At 69.7% G+C, this 21,725-nt stretch carries 21 protein-coding genes; 12 read left to right on the plus strand and 9 right to left on the minus strand.

Annotated elements, in window-relative coordinates:
• Positions 1 to 60 precede the first annotated feature (60 nt).
• Together pdxR and ACWCOV_RS03050 are read right to left on the minus strand one after the other, a co-directional pair.
• Entirely contained in the window at positions 61 to 1,440 is a 1,380-nt protein-coding gene (pdxR, locus tag ACWCOV_RS03045) for a MocR-like pyridoxine biosynthesis transcription factor PdxR (protein ID WP_449827542.1), read from the minus strand.
• A 24-nt stretch (positions 1,441 to 1,464) separates the two neighbouring features.
• A complete protein-coding gene (locus ACWCOV_RS03050; RefSeq protein ID WP_449827543.1) occupies positions 1,465 to 2,454 on the minus strand; it encodes an NAD(P)-dependent alcohol dehydrogenase in 990 nt (329 codons plus the stop codon).
• 104 nt (positions 2,455 to 2,558) lie between these two features.
• Between ACWCOV_RS03050 and ACWCOV_RS03055 the strand changes: the two genes are divergently transcribed.
• From ACWCOV_RS03055 to ACWCOV_RS03070, 4 genes are all read left to right on the plus strand, one after another.
• Entirely contained in the window at positions 2,559 to 3,236 is a 678-nt protein-coding gene (locus ACWCOV_RS03055) for a TetR/AcrR family transcriptional regulator (RefSeq protein ID WP_449827544.1), read from the plus strand.
• A gap of 51 nt (positions 3,237 to 3,287) precedes the next feature.
• Positions 3,288 to 3,707, plus strand: coding sequence for a VOC family protein (locus tag ACWCOV_RS03060; protein WP_449827545.1), 420 nt, complete (start codon positions 3,288 to 3,290; stop codon positions 3,705 to 3,707).
• Between the two features lie 70 nt (positions 3,708 to 3,777).
• A complete protein-coding gene (locus ACWCOV_RS03065; protein WP_449827546.1) occupies positions 3,778 to 4,239 on the plus strand; it encodes a carboxymuconolactone decarboxylase family protein in 462 nt (153 codons plus the stop codon).
• 5 nt (positions 4,240 to 4,244) lie between these two features.
• Positions 4,245 to 4,958, plus strand: a complete 714-nt coding sequence (locus ACWCOV_RS03070; RefSeq protein WP_449827547.1) for an isocitrate lyase/PEP mutase family protein — start codon at positions 4,245 to 4,247, stop codon at positions 4,956 to 4,958.
• Here ACWCOV_RS03070 and ACWCOV_RS03075 read toward each other — a convergent pair.
• Positions 4,934 to 5,446 carry a hypothetical protein gene (locus ACWCOV_RS03075; protein ID WP_449827548.1) on the minus strand — a complete coding sequence of 171 codons (513 nt, stop codon included), beginning with the start codon at positions 5,444 to 5,446 and terminating at the stop codon, positions 4,934 to 4,936. The two genes, ACWCOV_RS03070 and ACWCOV_RS03075, sit on opposite strands and share 25 nt — an antisense overlap.
• 82 nt (positions 5,447 to 5,528) lie before the next feature.
• Here ACWCOV_RS03075 and ACWCOV_RS03080 point away from each other — a divergent pair, with 82 nt between their 5' ends.
• Together ACWCOV_RS03080 and ACWCOV_RS03085 are read left to right on the plus strand one after the other, a co-directional pair.
• Entirely contained in the window at positions 5,529 to 6,017 is a 489-nt protein-coding gene (locus ACWCOV_RS03080) for a pyridoxamine 5'-phosphate oxidase family protein (RefSeq protein WP_449827549.1), read from the plus strand.
• 388 nt (positions 6,018 to 6,405) lie between these two features.
• Positions 6,406 to 7,089 (plus strand): neutral zinc metallopeptidase, encoded by a 684-nt coding sequence (locus tag ACWCOV_RS03085; RefSeq protein WP_449827550.1) that lies wholly within the window; start codon positions 6,406 to 6,408, stop codon positions 7,087 to 7,089.
• A 19-nt stretch (positions 7,090 to 7,108) separates the two neighbouring features.
• Here the strand turns inward: ACWCOV_RS03085 and ACWCOV_RS03090 are convergent, their stop codons facing one another.
• The 3 genes from ACWCOV_RS03090 to ACWCOV_RS03100 all read right to left on the minus strand — a co-directional run bounded on the left by ACWCOV_RS03090 (position 7,109) and on the right by ACWCOV_RS03100 (position 10,368).
• Entirely contained in the window at positions 7,109 to 7,930 is an 822-nt protein-coding gene (locus ACWCOV_RS03090; protein ID WP_449827551.1) for an aldo/keto reductase, read from the minus strand.
• Positions 7,931 to 7,971: 41 nt separating this feature from the next.
• Entirely contained in the window at positions 7,972 to 9,951 is a 1,980-nt protein-coding gene (locus ACWCOV_RS03095) for a methylmalonyl-CoA mutase family protein (protein WP_449827552.1), read from the minus strand.
• A 75-nt stretch (positions 9,952 to 10,026) separates the two neighbouring features.
• Positions 10,027 to 10,368, minus strand: a complete 342-nt coding sequence (locus tag ACWCOV_RS03100) for an STAS domain-containing protein (protein WP_449827553.1) — start codon at positions 10,366 to 10,368, stop codon at positions 10,027 to 10,029.
• Positions 10,369 to 10,502: 134 nt separating this feature from the next.
• Here ACWCOV_RS03100 and ACWCOV_RS03105 point away from each other — a divergent pair, with 134 nt between their 5' ends.
• The 4 genes from ACWCOV_RS03105 to sppA all read left to right on the plus strand — a co-directional run bounded on the left by ACWCOV_RS03105 (position 10,503) and on the right by sppA (position 14,286).
• A complete protein-coding gene (locus ACWCOV_RS03105; protein WP_449827554.1) occupies positions 10,503 to 10,826 on the plus strand; it encodes a hypothetical protein in 324 nt (107 codons plus the stop codon).
• 115 nt (positions 10,827 to 10,941) lie between these two features.
• Positions 10,942 to 11,553 (plus strand): RNA polymerase sigma factor, encoded by a 612-nt coding sequence (locus tag ACWCOV_RS03110; RefSeq protein WP_449827555.1) that lies wholly within the window; start codon positions 10,942 to 10,944, stop codon positions 11,551 to 11,553.
• Positions 11,554 to 11,633: 80 nt separating this feature from the next.
• Complete coding sequence (locus ACWCOV_RS03115) at positions 11,634 to 12,596, plus strand: CU044_5270 family protein (protein WP_449827566.1); 963 nt, start codon at positions 11,634 to 11,636, stop codon at positions 12,594 to 12,596.
• A gap of 37 nt (positions 12,597 to 12,633) precedes the next feature.
• Complete coding sequence (gene sppA / locus ACWCOV_RS03120) at positions 12,634 to 14,286, plus strand: signal peptide peptidase SppA (protein WP_449827556.1); 1,653 nt, start codon at positions 12,634 to 12,636, stop codon at positions 14,284 to 14,286.
• Here sppA and ACWCOV_RS03125 read toward each other — a convergent pair.
• On the minus strand, positions 14,267 to 15,580 hold the full coding sequence (locus ACWCOV_RS03125; protein ID WP_449827557.1) for an FAD-binding oxidoreductase: 1,314 nt from the start codon (positions 15,578 to 15,580) through the stop codon (positions 14,267 to 14,269). The genes sppA and ACWCOV_RS03125 overlap by 20 nt on opposite strands.
• Positions 15,577 to 16,161, minus strand: a complete 585-nt coding sequence (locus tag ACWCOV_RS03130) for a cob(I)yrinic acid a,c-diamide adenosyltransferase (protein ID WP_449827558.1) — start codon at positions 16,159 to 16,161, stop codon at positions 15,577 to 15,579. The genes ACWCOV_RS03125 and ACWCOV_RS03130 overlap by 4 nt, the downstream gene beginning before the upstream one ends.
• 215 nt (positions 16,162 to 16,376) lie before the next feature.
• On the opposite strand from ACWCOV_RS03130, the gene murA reads away from it, so the two are divergent.
• Complete coding sequence (gene murA, locus ACWCOV_RS03135) at positions 16,377 to 17,663, plus strand: UDP-N-acetylglucosamine 1-carboxyvinyltransferase (protein WP_449827559.1); 1,287 nt, start codon at positions 16,377 to 16,379, stop codon at positions 17,661 to 17,663.
• Positions 17,664 to 17,851: 188 nt separating this feature from the next.
• Positions 17,852 to 19,033: an enoyl-[acyl-carrier-protein] reductase FabV gene (fabV, locus tag ACWCOV_RS03140; protein ID WP_449827560.1), complete on the plus strand. Its 1,182-nt coding sequence runs from the start codon at positions 17,852 to 17,854 to the stop codon at positions 19,031 to 19,033.
• Here the strand turns inward: fabV and ACWCOV_RS03145 are convergent.
• Positions 19,020 to 21,521: a DEAD/DEAH box helicase gene (locus tag ACWCOV_RS03145; RefSeq protein ID WP_449827561.1), complete on the minus strand. Its 2,502-nt coding sequence runs from the start codon at positions 21,519 to 21,521 to the stop codon at positions 19,020 to 19,022. The two genes, fabV and ACWCOV_RS03145, sit on opposite strands and share 14 nt — an antisense overlap.
• Positions 21,522 to 21,725 lie beyond the last annotated feature (204 nt).

A 21,725-nucleotide genomic window follows, 5' to 3' on the forward strand; every position in this document is an offset into this window, starting at 1 on the left:
TCGGGGTCGGCGAAGTGGAACACACTGACGCTGCCGAGGTCCTCGATCGGTCCGGCATGGTCATACTCCGAGGACTTGGCAGAGGAGATCCAGGGCACCTTGGTAGGCGTGGTCGGGTGGGGTGCCGTAGCCGACGATGACTGCTTGGCGGGTGGCTGGGGTGGGGTTGAAGTGGTAGTTGGTGAGGGTGTTGAGGCCGAGGCCCTGGCGGGCGGCTCGGGCGACGATGTCCTCGGCGTCGCCGGGGACGTCGAGGAGGACGTGCAGGCCGGCCGAGATCCCGGCAACCTTGACGTCCGGCGCGCGTTGCGCGAGCAGCTCGACCAGACGGTCGCGGCGGCGGCGGTAGTGCAGGCGGGATCGCCGTACCTGACGGTCGTAGTGGCCTGAGGCAATGAACTCGGCCAGGGTCAGCTGGTCGAGCGTGGCGGTCTGGTAGTCCGTGGTCCGCTTGGCCTCGACCACCGGCTCGACGAGGTGCCGCGGCAACACCATCCAGGCCAGCCGGAGCCCCGGCGCGAGGCTCTTGCTCGCGGTGCCGATGTAGACGACCCGCTCCGGATCGAGCGCCTGCAACGCCCCGACGGCCTGCCGGTCGTACCGGAACTCCCCGTCGTAGTCGTCCTCGATCAGCACTGCCCCGGCGTCCCGCGCCCACTCGACAGCCGCCGTACGGCGCTCAGGCGCAAGCGGCACGCCCGTCGGCATCTGGTGCGCCGGCGTGAGCAGCGCACCGTGGCCCGACAGCTCGGAGACACACGCGCCGAGCTCGTCCACCCGGACCGGCACCGGCTCGAGCCCGCGCGACCGGATCACGTCCAGGTGCAGCGAGTACCCGAACTCCTCGACCGACAGCGTGGTCCCGCCCTGCGACTTCAGCACCTCACTCAGCAGACTCAGCGCCTGCACGAATCCCGAGCAGATCAGGATCCGCTCCGGATCGGCCCGGACACCGCGGGCCCGGGCGAGGTAGTCGGCGAGCATCCGCCGCAACTCGATCCGGCCGCGCGGATCGCCGTACCCGAACGCCTCGTTGGGTGCCGAGGGCAACGCCTTGCGCGCGGCGGCCAGCCACTCGCTCCGCGGGAAGGTGGCCAGGTCCGGCGAGCCCGGCATCAGGTTGTACCGGAAGCTCTTTGCCTCCGACAACGACGTCGACAGCGGCGGTACGGCGTCCGGCGGCGGGCCGGTCCGGTTGGCGACGACCGTGCCGGAGCCCTGGCGGGCAATCAGCCAGCCCTCGGCGACGAGCTGCCCGTACGCGTCGGCGACCGTGTTCCGCGCGATGCCCAGGTCCCTGGCCAGCGACCGGGACGACGGCAGCCGGGTCCCGGCCGGCAGCCGCCCGCTCCGGATCGAGTCGTGCAGCGCGCCGACCAGGTCGTTCCGCCCGCGCGCCGCCGTCAGATCCAGGTGCAGATCCGCTCCCGAGTCCTCCATGTGAAGGACTCTATGCCGTGCCGCTCAGATGGTGATGGCGATCTTGCCGCGCACCGCGCCCGCGTCGAGTTGGCGCATCGCCTCCGGCGCCTGGTCGAGCGGGTAGGTCCGGTCGATGCTCGGCGTCACCTTCCCGGCCTCGATCAGCTCGGTGAGCCGCTCGAGGTCGCTGCCGCGTTCCTTGTTGATGAAGCTGGTCAGCCGCTGGCGAATGAACAGCGACATGATCCTGGCGCCCAGCTGCCGGTGCATCCCGCCGGTCAGGCTGCCGCCGCCCTCGCCGCCGGTCATCACGACCGTCCCCGTCGGCGTGATCGCACGCCGCAGCCGGGAGAGCGTCGGGTTGCCGGCGATGTCGATGATCAGGTCGTAGCGGGTCCCGGTCGCGGCGAAGTCCTCGCGGCTGTAGTCGAGCACGTGGTCGGCGCCGAGCGACCGGACCAGGTCGAGTTTCGCGGTGCTCGCCGTACCGGTGACTTCGGCTCCGAAGGCTTTGGCCAGTTGTACGGCGTAGCTGCCGACTCCCCCGGACGCGCCGGTGATCAGCACGTGCTGACCCGGCTCGATGCGGCCGACGGTGAGCGCGTCCAAGGCGGTCAGCGCGGAGATCGGGACAACCGCGGCCTGTTCGAAGGACAGGTTGGCCGGCTTGCGGGCGAGCTTGTGCTCGCGGGTCACGGCGAACTCGGCGAACGAGCCGGGCGCGACGCCGTAGACCTCGTCACCGACCGCGAACCTGCGCACCGCCGAGCCCACCGCCTCGACCGTGCCGGCGGCGTCTCGGCCCAGCACGGGGTTTCGCGGGCGGCGGAGGCCGAAGGCGAGGCGGATCGCGTACGGCTTGCCGGTCATCAGGTGCCAGGTGCCGCGGTCGAGGCCGGCTGCGTGCACCCGGATCAGGACGTCGTGGTCACCGAGCCGGGCGGCTTCGGGCCGGGCGATCCGGTCGGAGCGCAGGATGTCGGCCGCGCCGTACCCGTCCTGGACGATCGCCCGCATTGCGGTGGTGGTCATGGTCATTGCTCGTCCTCGTGGTGGGTCGGGGGTGCCCCGTGCACCGGTTCGTACTTAGTAAGGCGACAGTAACGTACTTTGTACGAAACTGCTATGGTCCGGAGATGGAAAAGTCCGCGCCGGCCCGGAACTCTCGCCAGCAGCGCCCTCGGCTCAGCCGCGACCGGGTGCTGGAGGCCGCCGTCACGGTCGCCGACGCGGGCGGGATCGGTGGGCTGACGATCCGGTCCCTCGCCCAGGAGCTCGGCGTCAAGCCGATGTCGGTCTACTACCACGTGGCCAACAAGGAGGAGATCCTCGACGGGATCGTCGACCACGTGTTCAGCCAGATCGACCTGCCGTCGGCCGAGGGCGACTGGCGGACCGAGATGCGCAGGCGCGCGGAGTCGGCCCGCCGGGTGCTGCGCCGGCACAGCTGGGCGATCGGGCTGATGGAGTCGCGGACCTCGCCGGGACCGGCGACCCTGCGCCACCACAACGCGGTCCTCGGCACCTTGCGGGCGGCGGGATTCTCGATCGAGATGACCGCGCACGCCTACGCCCTGCTCGACAGCTACATCTACGGGTTCGCCATTCAGGAGGCCTCGCTGCCGTTCGAGGGTCCCGACAGCGTGGCCCAGGTCTCGGAGGCGATCATGGAGCGGTTCGCGACCGGCGAGTACCCGCACATGGTCGAGATCGCGACCGAGTACACGAACCAGCGCGGGTACGACTTCGGGAACGAGTTCGACTTCGGCCTGACGCTGATCCTCGACGGTCTCGCGCGCTTGACCCTCCGGTGACCGGAGGCTCCATCGTCGGTGGCACGACATCGCCGAACGAGGAGAACTGCCGTGATCACCAGCATCTTTCCGGTCATCTGCGCCGACGACGTGGCGGCCACCCGGGACTTCTACGCCGGCCGCCTGGACTTCAAGGTCATCTTCGACAGCGGTTGGTACGTCCAGCTCGAGGCGCGTACCGGCAACCGGCCGCAGCTCGGGATCGTCGAGCGCGAGCACGAGAGTGTGCCGGAGCGCTTCCGGGTGCGGCCGGCCGGGGTTCTGGTGTCGATCGAGGTGGACGACGTGGACGCCGTACACCAGACGCTCAGCGCGGCGGGCCACGAGATCGCGCTGAGTCTGCGCAGTGAGGACTTCGGCCAGCGGCACTTCATGACCGTCGACCCGAGCGGCACGCTGGTCGACGTGATCACCCCGATCCCGCCGTCGCCGGAGTTCGCCGCCCAGTACGCCCAGGTCGCCTCGGACTGAGCGAATGGCCCCTGGAATCATGGCGAAAGTGGACCAAGGGTCTGGGCCGATCTCCGCCTAGCGTGGGGGTATGAGCACAACGACGCGGCGGGTGAAGCTCGCCAACCTGGCCCCCGACTTCTACCAGGCGATGATCGCGCTGGACGCGGTCTCCGACACCGGGCTCGACCCCAGGCTCGCGCACCTGGTCCGGATCCGCGCCTCGCAGCTGAACGGCTGCGCCTACTGCACCGACATGCACTCGCTCGACCTGCTGCACCTCGGCGACGACCAGCAGCGGATCACCTTGCTGCCGGTCTGGCGGGAGTCGCGCAAGTTCTACTCCGAGCAGGAGCAGGCGGCGCTGGAGCTGACCGAGGCGATCACCCTGATCAGCGTCGACCACGTCCCCGACGACGTGTACGACGTCGCGGCCAAGGCGTTCGAGGACAAGGACCTGGCCCGGTTGATCGCGCTGATCATCACGATCAACGCCTGGACCCGGATCGGCGTCACCGGTCGCATGGAACCCGGCCACTACAAGCCGAGCTGACCGGCATGCCATCCACAGCGGAACTGTTCCGCGCCATGCACCACGGCAGGACGCCGTTGGTGCTGCCGAACGCCTGGGATCCGGTCAGCGCCCGGATCGTGGCCGAGGCCGGCTTCCCCGCGGTCGCGACCAGCAGCGGCGCGATGGCTCGCGTCCTCGGGTACGACGACGGGCAGCTGACCCCGCCGGCCGAGATGTTCTCGGCGGTGGCGCGGATCGCTCGCGCGGTCGACGTACCGGTGACTGCCGACCTGGAAGCCGGGTACGGCCTGCCCGCCAAGGAGTTCGCCGAGCGGCTGCTCGAGACCGGAGCCGTCGGGTGCAACCTGGAGGACTCGGTCGGCGACGTACTGACCGATCCGGCGCAGCAGGCGGACTACCTGGCCGAGGTCCGCGCGACCGCGGGGGCGGACCTCGTGATCAACGCCCGGATCGACAGCTTCATCGCCGGCGCATCGCGTGACGTCGCCGAGGCGGTCCGGCGGGGGCGGGAGTACCGCCGCGCCGGGGCGGACTGCACGTATCCGATCTTCGCGCCGGTCGACGTACTGCCGGAGGTGGTCGCGGGAATCGGCGGGCCGATCAACGCGCACGCCGCCCCGGGCGGCCCGACACCGGCGGAGCTGGCTGCGGCCGGCGCCATCCGGATCTCGTACGGCGCCAAGGTGCACCGGCACGTGATGGACCTGCTCCGTCAGCTGCTGCCGTCGCTGAGCTGAGTGCGGTCGTCGTACCAGGACAGCTGCCAGGTCCACCGGTACGACGACCCCGGCGCCAGCGTGATGGATTGGTTGTTCAGCTGGAGGGAGCCGGCGCCTTCTTCGAAGGACGCACCTTCCAGGACCTGGACGACGAGCCCCGGGTGCTGTGTGTCGCGGTACGGCGCGCTGACCGCGAGCGAGGCGATCTCGACGGGCTCGGTGCTCGTGTTGCGGATCTCGTACGTCTCGGTCCACTGCTCGCCGAACCGGCGGCCGATGCGGACCTCGAGCTCCCCGAGTTGATGCAGCAGGTCGATGCCGCTCTGGCGCCATCGCACGAGCACCGGATCCTCGAACCGGTGGCTGGCCTGGTCGGTGTGTACGACGCCTTTGCCCCACGCTTGGTGATCGCGCAGCAGCGGACGGCCGTCCGGGTGGATCGCCTGCCCGACCGCGCCGTCGTCGGCGACGTGGACCGTGCCCGCGCCGCATCCGAAGATCTCCACAATTGGTCAACCTACCGATGTCGAGAACCGGGTACCGGGTTCGTCCCCCTGGTGAGTAGCCGCTCACGAAAGGACCCGAACGATGAACAAGCACGAGATCGCCGAGATCCTCGCCAAGCCGTATGCCCAGCAACTGCTGAACGGCCCCGAGCCGGCCCGCTTCGCGTACACCGCCCTCGACGGCGACCCGCGGGTGATCCCGATCGGCTTCTGGGTCGACGGCGACCGCCTCCAGATCGCCACCGTGCCGAAGTCCGCCAAGGTCGCCGCGCTCCGGAAGAATCCGGCGGTCGCGATCACCATCGACAAGGGCGCCTTCCCGCCCAAGGTCCTCCTGCTCCGCGGCACCGCCGAGGTCGAACTCGTCCAGGGCATCCCGCAGGGCTACCTGGACGCCGGCCACAAGGTGATGACCGACGAGCAGTACCCGGAGTGGAAGGCCGGCGTGGAAGCCCTCTACACCGAGATGGTCCTCATCACCGTCACCCTCACCTGGGCCAAGCTCCTCGACTTCGAAACCACCATCCCGAAGGCAGTAGAAGACCTCATCAAGGAAAAATCAGCCACCTGACGCGAACCGGAGTCGACCCACGCGTGGGGTCGCCGACACCTGAACGGACAACCAACTGGGCTCGGCGCCGGCGGGCTGCGGGAAACCGCCCACGGAGCGGGCTGCGTTCGGTCGGGCTGGTTTCTGCGACCCGCGTCGGGGCTAGGATCGCGCCGTGATGGGGCGGGGTTGGCTGGCTGGGGCTGTTGTCGTTGTGCTCGCGGGGGTTGGGGTTGTTGTCGTGCGGGAGGTGGCCGGCGGCGACAGTCGGCCGACGGGTGGGGCTGTGGTGACTCCTACACCGTCTCCGAGTCCGACGCCCACTCCAACGCCGACAGCTGAGCGCAGCACACCCCGGAGTACGCCGCGTACGACGGCTCAGGTTCTCGCGGCGCCGAATCGGGTCGTCATGCAGAATCCGCTGTACCGGGTGGGTCGGCTGCCGGCGTCGCGATGCAAGGAACCGGCTGCCCGGCCGACCACGATCGCGAACGTGCGGAAGTACTACACGGAGTTCGTGCGCTGCCTCGACAAGGTGTGGGCGCCGGTGATCCGCAAGGCCGGCTTCACGTTCCAGGCGCCGCGGGTCGAGGTCATCACCAGCGGGTCGCGCACGCTGTGCACCGTCACCGACTCGGCTGCGTACTGCGGCGGCGTCATCTCCATGAACGCGAACTACGACCTGCAGAACTACCGCAACGACAACCCGCTGTGGGCGCGCACCACGATGGCTCACCTGGTCGCCCACGAGTACGGCCACCACATCCAACGGCTGACCGGAATCAGCGCTGCCTCCGACGCACGCGAGCAGTACATGTCCGGAGACGCCGCGCTCGCCGAGAGCCGGCGCCTGGAACTTCAAGCATCCTGCCTCAGCGGCGTCTACCTAGGCGCCGATCGGCGCTACTTCCCCGCCACCGGCGCCTGGCTGCAGCGATACCTGTGGACGATCCGCAATCGCGGCGACGAGTGGAACCCGACCCGCAGCCACGGCAAAAGCACCAGCCACAGCCGCTGGACTCGCCGCGGCTTCGACACCGCCAACCCCTCCGCCTGCAACACCTTCACAGCCTCACCCGCAACCATCGCCTGACAAAGCTTGTCGCGACTGGTCAGGACCACCACTTGCCGGAGCGAGAGAGCGCGTCGGGCGTCTGGTTCGTGGTGTCGAGGGCGTCCAGGGCGGAGACGGCGTCGGCATCGAGCTCGAAGTCGGAGACGGCGAAGTTCTCCTGGATGCGTTCGGGGTGGGTGGACTTGGGGATGACCGAGAGGCCCTTCTGGACTGCCCAGCGGATCAGGACCTGGGCGGGGGTGCGTCCGACGGCGGCGGCGATTCGGCCGACGACCGGGTCGTCGAGGTGCCGGCCGGTTCCGAGCGGGCTGTAGGCCTGGGCGACCACGCCGGCGTCCTCGCAGGCCTCGACCAGGGCTCGGCGGTACTCGAACGGGCTGAACTGGATCTGGTTGACCGCCGGCGGGATCTGGCTGACCTTCAGGAGCTCCTGCAGTTCCGCGGCGCTGAAGTTCGAGATCCCGATGCCCTTCGCCAGGCCGGCGTCGCTAGCCTTTTCCATGCCCGGCCACGCCCAGGTCGGCCCACCCTGCGGCCAGTGGATCAGGTACAGGTCGACGTACTCGGTCCCAAGCCGCTCCAGACTCCGCTCCACCTCGGCCAGCGGGTCACGGCTGCCGGGGTAGAACTTCGTGGTCAGGAAGATCTCCTCGCGCGGGACACCGCTGCTCCGGATCGCCCGGCCCACACTCGCTTCGTTCCGGTACGCCTGCGCGGTGTCGATCAGCCGATAGCCGTTCTCGAGCGCCGACTCGACGGCCCGCTCACACTCCCGGCCATCCCGCACCTGCCAGACCCCCAACCCCAGCACCGGGATCTCCGCACCGTTCAACAACGTCCGCGTCACCTGATCAGCCATGCACCCCTTCTACCACCCCACCGCAACCATGGGTTGGGCTGTCAGAGCTTGTTGGCCTGGCGGATGACGTCTACTACGTCGGACATCATGCCGGTGAGGTCGTAGTCCTTCGGGGTGTAGACGGCGGCGACCCCGGCGGCGAGCAGGGCTCGCGCGTCCGCGTCGGGGACGATGCCGCCTACCACGACGGGGACGTCTTCGAGGCCGGCTTCGCGGAGGCCGGCGACGACCTGGGGGACGAGTTCCATGTGGGAGCCGGACAGGATGGACAGGCCGACGCAGTGGACGTCCTCGGCGACCGCGGCGGCGACGATCTGTTCGGGGGTCAGCCGGATGCCCTGGTAGATCACCTCGAAACCGACGTCCCGAGCCCGTACGGCGACCTGCTCGGCACCATTGCTGTGGCCGTCGAGCCCCGGCTTGCCGACCAGGAACCGCAGCCGGCCACCAAGCTCGTCAGAGGTGAGCGAAACCTTCTCCCGGACGGCCGCGATCGCCGCGCCGCCGGCCGAGACACCGACGGACCCGGAGACCCCGGTCGGTGCGCGGTACTCGCCGAACATCTCCCGCAGCACCCCGGCCCACTCCCCCGTCGTCACGCCCGCCCGGGCGCACTCGAGGGTGACCGGCATCAGGTTGTCCGTGCTCTTCGCGGCCTCGCGCAGCTTGCCGAGCGCGGTCTCGACCGCCTTCCCGTCCCGCTGGGCGCGCCAGGTCCGCAGGGACTCGAGCGCGGCACTCTCCGCGGCCGGGTCGACGGTCTGGATCGCGGTGTCAAGGTCGGCCGTCAGCGGCGACGGCTCGGTGTTCTCGAACTTGTTCACCCCGACCACGATCTGCTCACCGGACTCGATCCGCTGCCGGCGCTCGGCATGCGATGCAACCAGCGCCTGCTTCAAGTAACCGCTCTCAACGGCCGCGACCGCTCCGCCCATCGCCTGCACGCGATCGATCTCCTCACGCGCTCCCGCGATCAACGAGTCCACCTTCGCCTCGATCACGTGCGAGCCGTCGAAGATGTCGTCGTACTCGAGCAGGTCCGACTCGTACGCGAGGATCTGCTGCATGCGCAGCGACCACTGCTGGTCCCACGGACGCGGCAAGCCGAGCGCCTCGTTCCACGCCGGCAGCTGGACCGCGCGGGCGCGGGCGTTCTTCGACAGGGTGACGCCGAGCATCTCGAGCACGATCCGCTGGACGTTGTTCTCCGGCTGCGCCTCGGTCAACCCCAGAGAGTTGACCTGTACGCCGTACCGCAGTCGACGAGCCTTCGCGTCGGTCACGCCGTACCGCTGCAGCGTCAGCTCGTCCCACAACCGCACGAACGCGCGCATCTTGCAGGTCTCCTCGATGAACCGCACCCCGGCGTTCACGAAGAACGAGATCCGCTGTACGACGTCGCCGAAACGCTCCTGCGGCACCTGACCGGCGTCGCGGACCCGATCCAGTACGGCGATCGCCGACGACAACGCGAACGCGAGCTCCTGCACCGGCGTCGCACCGGCCTCCTGCAGGTGGTAGCTGCAGATGTTGATCGGGTTCCACTTCGGCACGTTCGCGACCGTGTAGGCGATCAGGTCCGTGGTCAGCCGCAGCGACGCGTCCGGCGGGAACGCGTACGTGCCGCGGGACAGGTACTCCTTGACGATGTCGTTCTGCGTGGTGCCGGTGAGCTCGTCGGGCAGCGCGCCCTGCTCCTGCGCGGCGACCTGGTAGAGCGCGAGCAACCACATCGCGGTCGCGTTGATGGTCATCGAGGTGTTCATCTGCGCGAGCGGGATCTGGTCGAACAGCGCCCGCACGTCACCCAGGTGGGCGATCGGCACCCCGACCTTGCCGACCTCGCCCTTGGCCAGCGCGTGGTCGGCGTCGTACCCGGTCTGCGTCGGCAGGTCGAACGCGACCGACAGCCCGGTCTGGCCCTTGGCCAGGTTCCGCCGGAACAACGCGTTCGACTCCGCCGCGGACGAGTGGCCCGCGTACGTTCGCATCACCCACGGTCGATCCTTCTCGGTCGCCATGTACCCGAGAGTAGGACTGTGTTCCTTTGTGCGTCCCCTCCTCGTGACCGGTGTCACCAGGGGTCTGGATCACACTCAGGCGCTGATTGGCAGGGGGGTGCGTTCGACGTTGAGGATGCGGTGCAGGCGGGTGACCGCGAGGATGCGGATCACCGAGGGCATCGGGTGCCAGAGCACGAGTTGACGGCCGAGCAGCTGGGTCCGGCGGTGCGTGGCGACCAGCAGGCCGAGCCCGGTCGCGTCCACGGCGTCGACCGACTCCAGGTCGACGATCACGTCGCCGTCGGAGCTGTCGATCACCTGGTTGAGGGTTTGACGGACGTCGCCCACCGAGCGGACGTCCAGGATTCCGGTCAGGTGCACGACGTTGGATGTGGTCGAGTGTGCTGTTGTGTTGTCGTGGGTCGGTGCGAGCATGTCCGTGCCCTCCGCTCTCCCCTGGCGGCCCCCGAGTCATCGGCCGCACTCCAGCGTGTGGAGATAAAGACTCCATGGAGACCCGGAAGGTTGCCAAGACCTCGCGACGATTTATTTCGCGAGACAATGTCTGCGTGATCCGTGAGGAGTACTTCGCCTTCCCGATCGTCGCCGGTCTCCTGATCGGCGGTGTCGTGCTGCTCCTCCGGTGGGCATTCTCCAGCGCCAAGGGCGGTTCGCTGGTCCGACGCACCGACTACAAGCCGGCCGATCGCAGCGAGTTCGGGCTGCTGGTGGGCATTCACACGGCCAGGACGTTCGCCGACGCCCGGCAGGTCGCGGACCGCCTGACGGGTCAGCAGATCCGCGCCACCATCGCCCGCACCACCGACGGCTGGGCGGTCTACGTCTGGCCGGACGACGAGGCCGCGGCCCGGGAGTTCCTGAAGGCTTCCTGACTCCGCTGTCCTCCGGAGAGCGCTCTCGCGCGTCCACACCCCGGTAACTCACCGACGTGAGAAGGGGCTGGGGGACATCGGACAAGAAGAGGGTGAGTCGACCCCTAGGAGCTCCATGACGCCCGACCTGGCCTTGGCGACGCTGGCGTTCCCGGGCCGGCTGCCGGCGGCCGCCGTACCCGCGGAGGCCGACGAGGACGGCCGCGCGCTGGAGGCGTCGGTCCGGGAGCCGGACCGGTTCACGCTGATCTTCGACCGGTACTTCGGCCAGGTGCACGCGTACGTCGCCCGCCGGCTGGGGACCGACATCGCGGACGACCTGGCGGCGGAGACGTTCCTGATCGCGTTCCGGCAGCGGGAGCGGTTCGACCGGCGGCACGGGGTGGTGCGGGCGTGGTTGTACGGCATCGCGACCAACCTGATCCGGCGGCACCGGCGCGACGAGGTGCGCGCCTGGCGGGCGATCGCGAAACTCCCGCCACCGGTGGAGTCCGTCGACGACGAGGAGCGGATCGCGGCCCAGGTCACCGCGCAGGGGGTGGGCCGTGAGCTCGCGGCCGCGCTGGCGAAAGTGTCGGCCAAGGACCGTGAGGTGCTGCTGCTGGTGGCGCTCGGGCAGCTCACGTACGACGAGGTGGCCGCGGCGCTCGGGATCGCGTACGGCACCGTGTGCTCCAGACTCTCGAGAGCCCGCCGCATCCTCCGCGACACGCTGGAGCCGCTGTGAACGAACTGGAGCAAATCCGCAAAGCCTTTCCCACACCTGATGCACCCTCCGTGCAGACAACCGCCGCTGCGCGGCGGCAGGTGGAAGCACTGATCCGCGAAGCGGAGGCTGAGGGCGCGGACAGCAGACGTCGCGACCGGGTGGGGCGCAAGGCGGCTGGCGCATCCCACCCCACGTGGTGGGGTGTTGCTCGAGCGGGGTGGGTTGGGAGTGTGCTGACTGCTGCTACTGCTGTGGTGACGGTGGTGGGGTTGGGGGTGCCGCTCCTTCATGGGGTGGATGGGATGGGCGATGCGGCGCCGCCGACTGTCACGCCTACTGCGCCTCGGTTGGCGAGTGCAAGTCAGGTGTTGATTGCGGTTGCGCGGTTGCAGGAGACGGACGAGAAGGTTTCCGGGAAGTTCTTCCGGGTGCGGAGTCTGCAGGTGAACAGGACGCGGCGGGTGATCACGGAGAGCTGGATGCCGATGAAGCACGGCGTGCAGTCCTGGTTCGGCTGGGTGGACCTGAACACGCCGACCCAGCCGGTGGTGAACAAGATGGGCTTCGACGATGTCCCGCCCGGCTACTACCTGACCGGCGACAAACCCCTGACCGCACAACAGATCGCAGCCCTCCCGACCGACCCGGTCAAGCTGCGCGCCGTCCTGTCCCGCGACACCGACCCCGACGCGACCCCGAGCGAGCGCGAGTACGTCGTCTTCGCCGCGGCCGGCCGCCTGCTGTTCGAGATGCCGTCCCCGCCGAAGCTCCGCGGCGCCGCCCTCCGCGTGCTCGCCACCCTGCCCGACACCCGGGTCCGGACCGGTGTGAAGGACCCGATCGGCCGGACCGGCACCGAGATCACCTTCACGCCGGACCCGTCGATGCCCAGCGCCGGCAAGACGCTCCTGCACCGCGGCGGCGCGACCTACATCATCGACCCGGACACGGGCCGCCTGCTGAGCTCGTCGTACCGCGGCCCGAAACCCGGCGCCACCGTCGTCCTCGAATCCGGCTGGACCGACGAAAAACCCAAGCCCCCCGCCCGCACCCTCCGCTGACCTGCGGTTGTTTTTGGGCACGGTCTAGGGTCGGTGTATGGGGATTCTGCTGGAGCTGGATCTGACCAGGGGTGTGCTCGAGACGCCGCCCGCCTCGCCGGTCGCCGCGTTTCGCGCGCGGCACCTGCCGACCCTGCGGGAGCTGGTGGCGGCCCTGCGGAAGGGGGCGCGCGACGACAACGTCGTCGGCCTGGTCGCCCACGTCGGCGGGCACCGGCTGTCGCTCGCCCAGGTGCAGGACCTGCGGGAGGCCGTCGCGGACTTCCGTACGTCGGGCAAGGCGGCCGTCGCGTGGACGGAGTCGTTCGGCGAGACCGGTCACGGGACCGTGCCGTACTACCTGGCCACCGCGTTCGACGAGATCTGGCTGCAGCCGTCCGGTGACCTCGCGATCACCGGCATCTCGGTGCAGGCCGTCTTCGTCCGCGGCGCGCTGGACAAGGCCGGGGTGATCCCGCAGTTCGGCAAGCGCCGGGAGTACAAGACCGCGGCGGACACCTTCACCGAGAAGGAGATGACCGAGCCGGCCCGCGAGATGGCGTCGCGGCTGGCCGAGTCGGCGTACGAGCAGATCGTCGAGGGCATCGCCGTACGGCGCCGGCTCGACGCCGCACGCGTGCGGGAGCTCGTGAACACCGCGCCGCTGCCTGCCCAGACCGGGCTCGAAGTAGGGCTCATCGACCGGCTCGGCTACCGCTCCGACGTGTACGACGAGCTGCGCAAAGGGCTCGGCGAGACGACAAGACTGCTGGCCGAGCGGTACATCCGGCGCGGCCCGCGGACGCTGCAGGACCTGCGGAAGCAACTGCCGTGGCCGCAGAAGCCGGTCGTGGCCGTCGTACGCATCTCGGGTGGGATCACCGTGGGCCGCAACTCCAACAGCCCGCTCGGTGGACCCGGTTCGGGCTCGGACACCGTCGGCGCGGCGCTGCGTGCGGTGGCGGACGACGAGAAGGTGAGAGCCGTCGTACTGCGGGTGGACAGCCCAGGCGGCTCGTACGTCGCCTCGGACGCGATCCGGAACGAGGTCCTCCGGCTGCGGTCCACCGGGCGGCCGGTGATCGCGTCGATGGGCAGTGTGGCCGCGTCCGGCGGGTACTTCGTCTCGATGCCGGCCGACGTGATCGTCGCGCAGCCGGGCACCATCACCGGCTCGATCGGCGTGCTGTCCGGCAAGGGCGTCGTACGGGACGCGCTCGGCCGGATCGGGATCTCACAGGAGGCCGTGTCGGAGGGCGACAACGCGCGGATGTACTCGGCGCAGGAGGAGTTCACCGACGAGCAATGGGCGCGGCTGGAGGAGACGCTGGACCGCATCTACAAGGACTTCGTAGCCAAGGCGGCCCAGGACCGCGGGCTGCCCGAGCAGCAACTGGAGGGTCTCGCGCGCGGCCGGGTCTGGACCGGCGCGGACGCCCACAGCCGCAAGCTGGTGGACGAGCTCGGCGGTTTCCAGCACGCGCTGACGATCGCCTGCAACCGGGCCGGTCTGGACCGCGACAACATCGCGCTGGCCACCGTCCCGCACCGCAACCTGCTGGACTACCTGCGCGCGCCGACAACGACCGACGACCTGGCTGTTCGTGCCCAAGCGTTGACCCTCGACGGCCTGACCACCAGCCTCTACAGCGCGCTCGGCCTACCGCCCGAGGGCCTGCTGCGAATGCCGCTCAACTGGCAGCTGGCGTGATCGACTGCGGGAAGGCGAAGAACCCGTCCGGGTCGTAGGCCTGCTTGACGTTGCGCAGCCGGTCGAGGTTCTCGCCGTGGTACGCCGTCAACGCGTCGGCGAGCGTGGGGTCGGGGAAGTTCGGGTAGACCCGGCCGGAGCTGAACGGTTCGAGCGGCCGGAAGTGCCCGGCCAGCGTGGACCGCAGCTCGGCCTCGGAGGTCTGGAGCGCCTCCTCGCCGTCCGGTAGTGGCGCACCGGTGACGAGCTCGACGAGGAAGGCCTGGTCCCGGTGCGCGAAGGCGCTCCACTCGAGGTCGTGCCGGTTGTACTCGCCGCCCATCGGAGTGAGGTTCAGCTCCGCATCGCCGAGACCGGCCAGCACCTCCCGCCAGGTCACGCCGGGGACGCTGCCCGCGAAGAACGCCGACTTGCTGACGTCCAGCCGCGGTTGCGCGCGCTCCACGTCGCCGAGGCCGACCACCGAGCGCTTGAGCTCGCGATACGGCATCCGCGCGATGGCGGTCGAAGCCGGTTCACTGCCGACCGCGATGACAAAGCGGTCGACCTGATCCAGGTCGTCGACGACGAGTCCGAACACATGGACGCCCTCAGCCGTCACCTTGACCGCGACGTTGACTTCATCCGGCGCGTACGGCGCCCAGCGCTGCCACGCAGCGACGACAGCAACCGCGTGGTCGCGCGGCCAGGTCAGGTGCAGCCGATGCGCACCCGGCGACGGCACACCGGTGAACCACAGCTTGGTGGCCACACCGAACTGTCCACCGCCCGCGCCACGGATCGCCCAGAACAGGTCCGCGTGCTCGTCCGGAGCGCAACGCACAATGCGCCCGTCGGCGAGCACGAGCTCGGCTGCGATCAGCTTGTCCGAGGTCAGTCCGTGCAGCCTGCCCAGCAAACCGATCCCGCCGCCGAGCACCAGGCCGGCGATCCCGACCGTCTCGCCGCAACCGGCCGGCAGGGTCAGGCCGACTTCGTCGAGGGCGTCGTACACCGCCGGCAACCGGACGCCCGCGCCGACGCGGACCACGTTGTCGGTGACGTCGATCGACGCCATCGGCGACACGTCGAGGATGATGCCGGTCGTGGTCGATCGGCCGGCGAAGCAGTGCCCGCCGCTGCGGGGCACAACCGGTTGTCCGGTACGGCGTGCCTCGGCCAGCACGTCGACCACATCGGCCGGGGTCGCGCACAGCGCGATCGCGGCTGGGCGCACCTCGCCGTACCGGGGCATCGGCGGCCGGCGGGCCGCCTCGTACTCGGCGGAACCCGGCCGGAGCCAGCGGACCGTCACGAGGTGCGTTCGCCGCCCGGGACCCAGAGGACGTCGCCGCCCGACGACAGGTTCGCGACCCGGCCGAGGATGAACAGCAGGTCGGACAGGCGGTTGAGGTAGGTCAGCGCGAGCAGGTTGATCGACGGGCCGTGCGCCTCGACGGCGGCCCAGCCGGCCCGCTCGGCCCGCCGTACGACGGTGCGGGCGACGTTCAGGTACGCGGCGCCCTCGGTGCCGCCGGGCAGGACGAACGAGCGGAGCTTGGTCAGCCGGCTGTTGTAGTCGTCGCACCAGGCCTCGAGGCGGTCGACGTACTCCTGGGTGATCCGCAGCGGCGGGTACTGCGGATTCGGCGTGATCGGGTTGCACAGGTCGGCGCCGACGTCGAACAGGTCGTTCTGGATCCGGTTCAGCAGCACGACCAGGGTGCTGTTCAGGTGCCCGGCGGCAATGGCCACTCCGATCGCGGAGTTCGCCTCGTCCACCTCGCCGTACGCGGCCAGCCGCGGATCCGTCTTCGAAGTCGTCGAGTTGTCGCCCAGGCGGGTCTCGCCGGCGTCACCGGTCCGGGTGTAGATCCGCGTCAAGTTCACAGCCATGGCAAGGACTCTACGCAAAGCCCGGAGCCCTCCGCCTCGACCCGCGGACCCGGCCGCGCTGCGCGGCACTCGGCGGGCACATCGCGGCGTTGGAGGACGAGGCACGGAGAACCCCACTCCGAGCCTCGTCCTCCGCCTTGCGCTGCGCTCCGCCGAGCACCTGCTCGCGGCTGGCCGGGTCCGCGGGTCGAGGCGCAGAACGCTACAGTCGGCAGGTGGAACGGTTTCGGATCGCGGGTGAGGCACGGCTCGAGGGAGCTGTGGAAGTTGCTGGTGCGAAGAACAGCGTGCTGAAGCTGATGGCGGCGGCGTTGCTGGCGGAAGGCACGACGCTGCTGCGGCAGGTGCCGAGCATCCTCGACGTCACCTTCATGGCCCAGCTGCTGGACACGCTCGGCTGTCAGGTGACCGTCGACGCGGACGAGCGGACCGCGACGATCGCCGTACCGGGTGAGGTCGGGCACCAGTGCGACTACGAGCTGGTCCGCAAGCTGCGGGCGTCGATCTCGGTGCTCGGGCCCCTGCTGGCCCGCTGCGGCCAGGCGGAGGTGGCGCTGCCGGGCGGTGACAACATCGGCTCCCGCGGGCTGAACATGCACGTCGCCGGCCTGGAGGCGATGGGCGCGAAGGTGCACATCGAGCACGGTTTCGTGATCGCCGAGGCGCCGCAGGGCCTGCACGGCGCCGAGGTCTGGCTGGACTTCCCGAGCGTCGGGGCGACCGAGACGATCATGATGGCCGCGGTGCTGGCCCGCGGTACGACGGTGATCGAGAACGCCGCCCGCGAGCCGGAGATCCAGGACATCGCCGCGATGCTGGTCGAGATGGGGGCGCAGATCGACGGCGCCGGGACACCGCGGATCGAGATCACCGGCGTGCCCGGGCCGCTGCGACCTGTCGAGCACGTCGTCGTACCGGACCGGATCGTGTCCGGCAGCTGGGCGTTCGCGGCGGCGATCACCAAGGGCGACGTGACGATCACGAACGGCCATGCTCAGCACCTCGAGCTGCCGTTGGACAAGCTGCACAAGGCAGGCGCGGAGATCAGCGTGCTGGAGTCCGGGTTCCGGGTCCGGATGCACGACCGGCCGAAGCCGGTGGACGTGGTCACGCTGCCGTACCCAGGGTTCGCCACCGATCTGCAGGCCTTCGTGATCGCGCTGAACGCGGTGAGTGACGGCGCGGCGATGGTGACGGAGAACCTGTTCGAGGGCCGGTTCACGTTCGCGCAGGAGCTGACCCGGCTCGGCGCCCAGATCCAGACCGACGGCCACCACGCCGTCGTCCGCGGCGTCCCGCGACTCTCGGGCGCACCGGTCGTGGCGTCGGACATCCGCGCCGGCGCGGCCCTGGTCCTCGCCGGCCTCGCAGCCGAAGGCGAGACCCTGGTCTCCGCCGCCCACCACGTCCACCGCGGCTACACCGACTTCGCCGGCAACCTCCGCCGGTTGGGCGCGGACGTCACGGTCGAGCCCGACGACGCCGAAATGTACTGGAACTAGGCCGTGCCCAATGGTCTCCCGCCGTAGCGAGCAGGTGCTCGGTGCGGTAGCTCGGCGTGCTGGAGTGAAGGCCTCGATGTGGTTTCATCGTGGCCTTTGCTCCAGTGCGGCGAGATGCCGTGCCGAGTGCCGCGCAGTAGGCGGGGGGCCATTGGGCACGGCCTCGCTGCGCGGTTAGGGTCTTGCGCATGACTGAGCGCGTGATCAAGCCTCTCGGCCGTGGTTTTCTCTTCCTGGACTCGCATCCGGCCGGCTGTGCGCGGCTGGTCCGTGACGCGGCCGCGCAGGTCGCGCGGCGGGCGCCGGAACGCCGTACGGCGCTGGTGATCGGGTCGAGCTCCGGCTACGGGCTGGCCGCGACGATCGCGGGGCTCGCGCGCTACGGGATCGACGGTGTCGGGGTGTCCTTCGAGAAGGCGCCGACGGCTCGTCGTACGGCGACCGCGGGGTGGTACCGCACGGCCGAGACGGCGGCGCTGGCCGCCGAGTTCGGGCGCGACTTCCGGTTCGTCAACGCGGACGCGTTCGCGGACACCACGAAGACCGAGGTGCTGGACCTGATCGCCGAGCGGTGGGGTGGGATCGACCACCTGATCTACAGCGTGGCCGCGCCGCGCCGGGTCGACCCGCGCAACGGCGAGACGTACCAGTCGGCGCTCAAGGCGATCGGCGCCGCGCACACCACCAAGAGCCTCGCGTTCGAGGACGGACAGCCGGTGCTGCAGGAGGTCGGGATCGAGATCGCGACCGAGGACGAGATCGCGCAGACGATCAAGGTGATGGGCGGCGAGGACTGGGCTCGGTGGATCGCTGCGCTGTCCGAGCGTGAGCTGCTGAAGCCGGGCTTCAACACGGTCGCGCTCACCTATATCGGCTCCGAGCTCACCGGGCCGATCTACCGGCAGGGCTCGATCGGCGCGGCGAAGGCCGACCTGGAGCAGACCGCGCTGACGTTGAGCAAGGACGGCGGCGTGCAGGCGATGACGTCGGTGAACGGCGCCGCCGTGACCCAGGCGTCGTCCGCGATCCCCGGCATCGGCCTCTACGTCAGCCTTCTGCACAAGGTCCTCGGCGACGGGTTGCAGACCCCGATCCAGCAGTCGATCGCGTTGTGGGACCAGCTCACCGGCGAGACCCCGCTGGACCTCGACGAGGAGGGCCGCATCCGCCTCGACCGGTGGGAGCTGACCGACGACGTCCAGACTGCCGTACGGGCCGCCTGGGAGTCCGCAACGCAGGACACCATCGCCGACGTGGCCGACACCACCTGGTTCCTCGCCGAGGTACGGCGGCTCTACGGCTTCGACGTACCCGGGGTCGACTACGAGGCGCCGACCGAGGTCGACGTCAGCTGGCCTACAAGGGCTTGAACGACGCCATCTCGAGGACGAGGTCGCCGGCTTCGTCGGAGGCGGCGAGGTCGACCGACGCGGTGATGCGCCAGTCGTGGTTGCCCTCGGGGTCGTCGATGATCTGCTGGACCTCCCAGTAGCCGGGGTGCTCCTCGACCATGAACAGCGCCGGACCGCGGGCTGCCGGACCGGTGTTCAGGGTGGAGTGCTCGGCGTAGTACGCCGTACCGGCCTCGGCCCAGCGGGCGGCGTCCCAGCCTGCCTCGGCGTCGAGCTGACCGAGCTCGGCCCAGCGGTGCAGGGAGATCAGCTCGACCCGGCGGAACATCGCGTTGCGGACCAGGACCCGGAACGCCCTGCTGTTCAAGGTGATCCGGCGCGGCCCGGCCGGAGTCGGCTCGGCGACCTCCTCGCCCACCGGGTTGGTCAGCTCCTCCCACTCGTCAAGCAGGCTGGAGTCGGTCTGCCGGACCACCTCGCCGAGCCACTCGACGATGTCGGTGAGGTCGTCGTTCACCTTGTCCGGCGGGACCGTCTGCCGGAGCGCCTTGTAGGCGTCGCTGAGGTAGCGCAGGACGATCCCCTCGGACCGCGCGAGCCCGTAGTACCCGATGAACTCGCCGAACGTCATCGCCCGCTCGAACATGTCCCGGACCACCGACTTCGGCGACAGCCCGGTGTCGGCGATCCACGGGTGCGTCTGCCGGTACATCTCGAACGTTGCCTCGAGCAACTCGTTGAGCGGCTTCGGCCAGGTGACGTCCTCGAGCAGTTCCATCCGCTCTTCGTACTCGATCCCCTCGGCCTTCATCGCGTTGACCGCTTCGCCCCTGGCGTGGTGCTCCTGCGCCCAAAGCACCGCGCGCGGGTCCTCGAGGGTTGCCTCGATGATCGAGACCACGTCGAGCGCGTACTCCGGGCTCTCGGGGTCGAGCAGGTCGAGGGCGGCCAGCGCGAACGTCGACAACGGCTGGTTGAGGCTGAAGTCCTTCTGCAGGTCCACGGTCAGCCGCAGCGTCCGGCCGTACTCGTCCGGTTCGTCGAGCCGCTCGACCACGCCCGCGGTCAGCAGGGTCCGGTAGATCTGGATCGCCCGGCGGATCAGCCGGACCTGTGTCCTGGCGTCCTCGTGGTTGTCGCGCAGCAGGCGCCGCATGCTCGCGAACGCGTCGCCGTCGCGGGCGATCACGTTCAGCAGCATCGCGTGGCTGACCCGCATCCGCGACTGCAGCGCCTCCGGCTCGGCCGCGACCAGCCGGTCGAAGGTGTCCTCGCCCCAGGTGACGAAGCCCTCCGGCGGCTTCTTCCGCTGCACCTTGCGCTGCTTCTTCGGGTCGTCGCCGGCCTTTGCCAGGGCCTTCACGTTCTCGACCACGTGGTCCGGCGCCTGCACGACGACCGTTCCCGAGGTGTCGTAGCCGGCTCGTCCGGCCCGACCCGCGATCTGGTGGAACTCCCGCGCCTTCAGGATCCGTTGCCGGCGTCCGTCGTACTTGCTGAGGGCGGTGAGTACGACGGTCCGGATCGGGACGTTGATGCCGACGCCGAGGGTGTCGGTGCCGCAGATGACCTTGAGCAGGCCGGCCTGGGCGAGCTGCTCGACCAGCCGGCGGTACTTCGGCAGCATGCCGGCGTGGTGGACGCCGATCCCGTGCTTCACCAGCCGCTGCAGGGTCCGGCCGAAGCCCTTGCTGAACCGGAAGTTCCCGATCAGCTCGTTGATCTTCTCCTTCTCCTCCTTCGAGGAGACGTTGATGCTGGTCAGCGCCTGGGCGCGTTCGAGGGCGGCCGCCTGGGTGAAGTGGACGACGTACACCGGCGCCTGGTGGGTGGTGAGCAGCTCCTCGAGCGTCTCGTGCAGCGCGGTGGTGACGTACTTGTAGATCAGCGGCACCGGGCGCTCGGCGCTCGACACGATCGCGGTCGGGCGGCCGGTCCGTCGTGACAGGTCGATCTTGAAGCGCTCGACGTCGCCGAGGGTGGCCGACATCAGGATGAACTGCGCGTTCGGCAGCTCCAGCAGCGGCACCTGCCAGGCCCAGCCGCGGTCCGGCTCGGAGTAGAAGTGGAACTCGTCCATCACGACCTGGCCGACGTCGGCGTCGGCGCCCTCGCGCAGCGCGACGTTGGCGAGCACCTCGGCGGTGCAGCAGATGATCGGGGCGCCGGCGTTCACCGACGCGTCGCCGGTCAGCATGCCGACCTTGTCGGCCCCGAAGACGTCGCACAGCGCGAAGAACTTCTCCGACACCAGCGCCTTGATCGGCGCGGTGTAGAAGGTCCGGCGCCCGTTCGCCAGCGCGGCGAAGTGCGACCCGGTGGCGACCAGGCTCTTCCCCGACCCGGTCGGCGTCGACAGGATCACGTTCGACCCCGTCATCACCTCGATCAGCGCCTCCTCCTGCGCCGGGTACAACGAGATCCCCTGCTCCCCCACCCAACTGGCAAAGGCGTCGTACAGGGCATCGGCATCGGTCACCGCAGGAACGTTCTCGGTCAGCGTCATCGCCACCCATTGTCCCTGACGGACGCCAGGACCGAAGGACAGGAGGTCAGGCCCACGACTGTCACCGCTCCACCGGCATGCTCGTCCGGCCGGGGAGGTGCTGGCCCACACCTCCTGTCCTTCGGGCCCTGTGGACAACCCACCGCAGCGTCGGCACAGGATCAGGCAGCATCTCCGGATGGTGTCAGTCGCCGAGATCCTCCG

It is taken from the genome of Kribbella sp. NPDC002412, assembly GCF_053592935.1.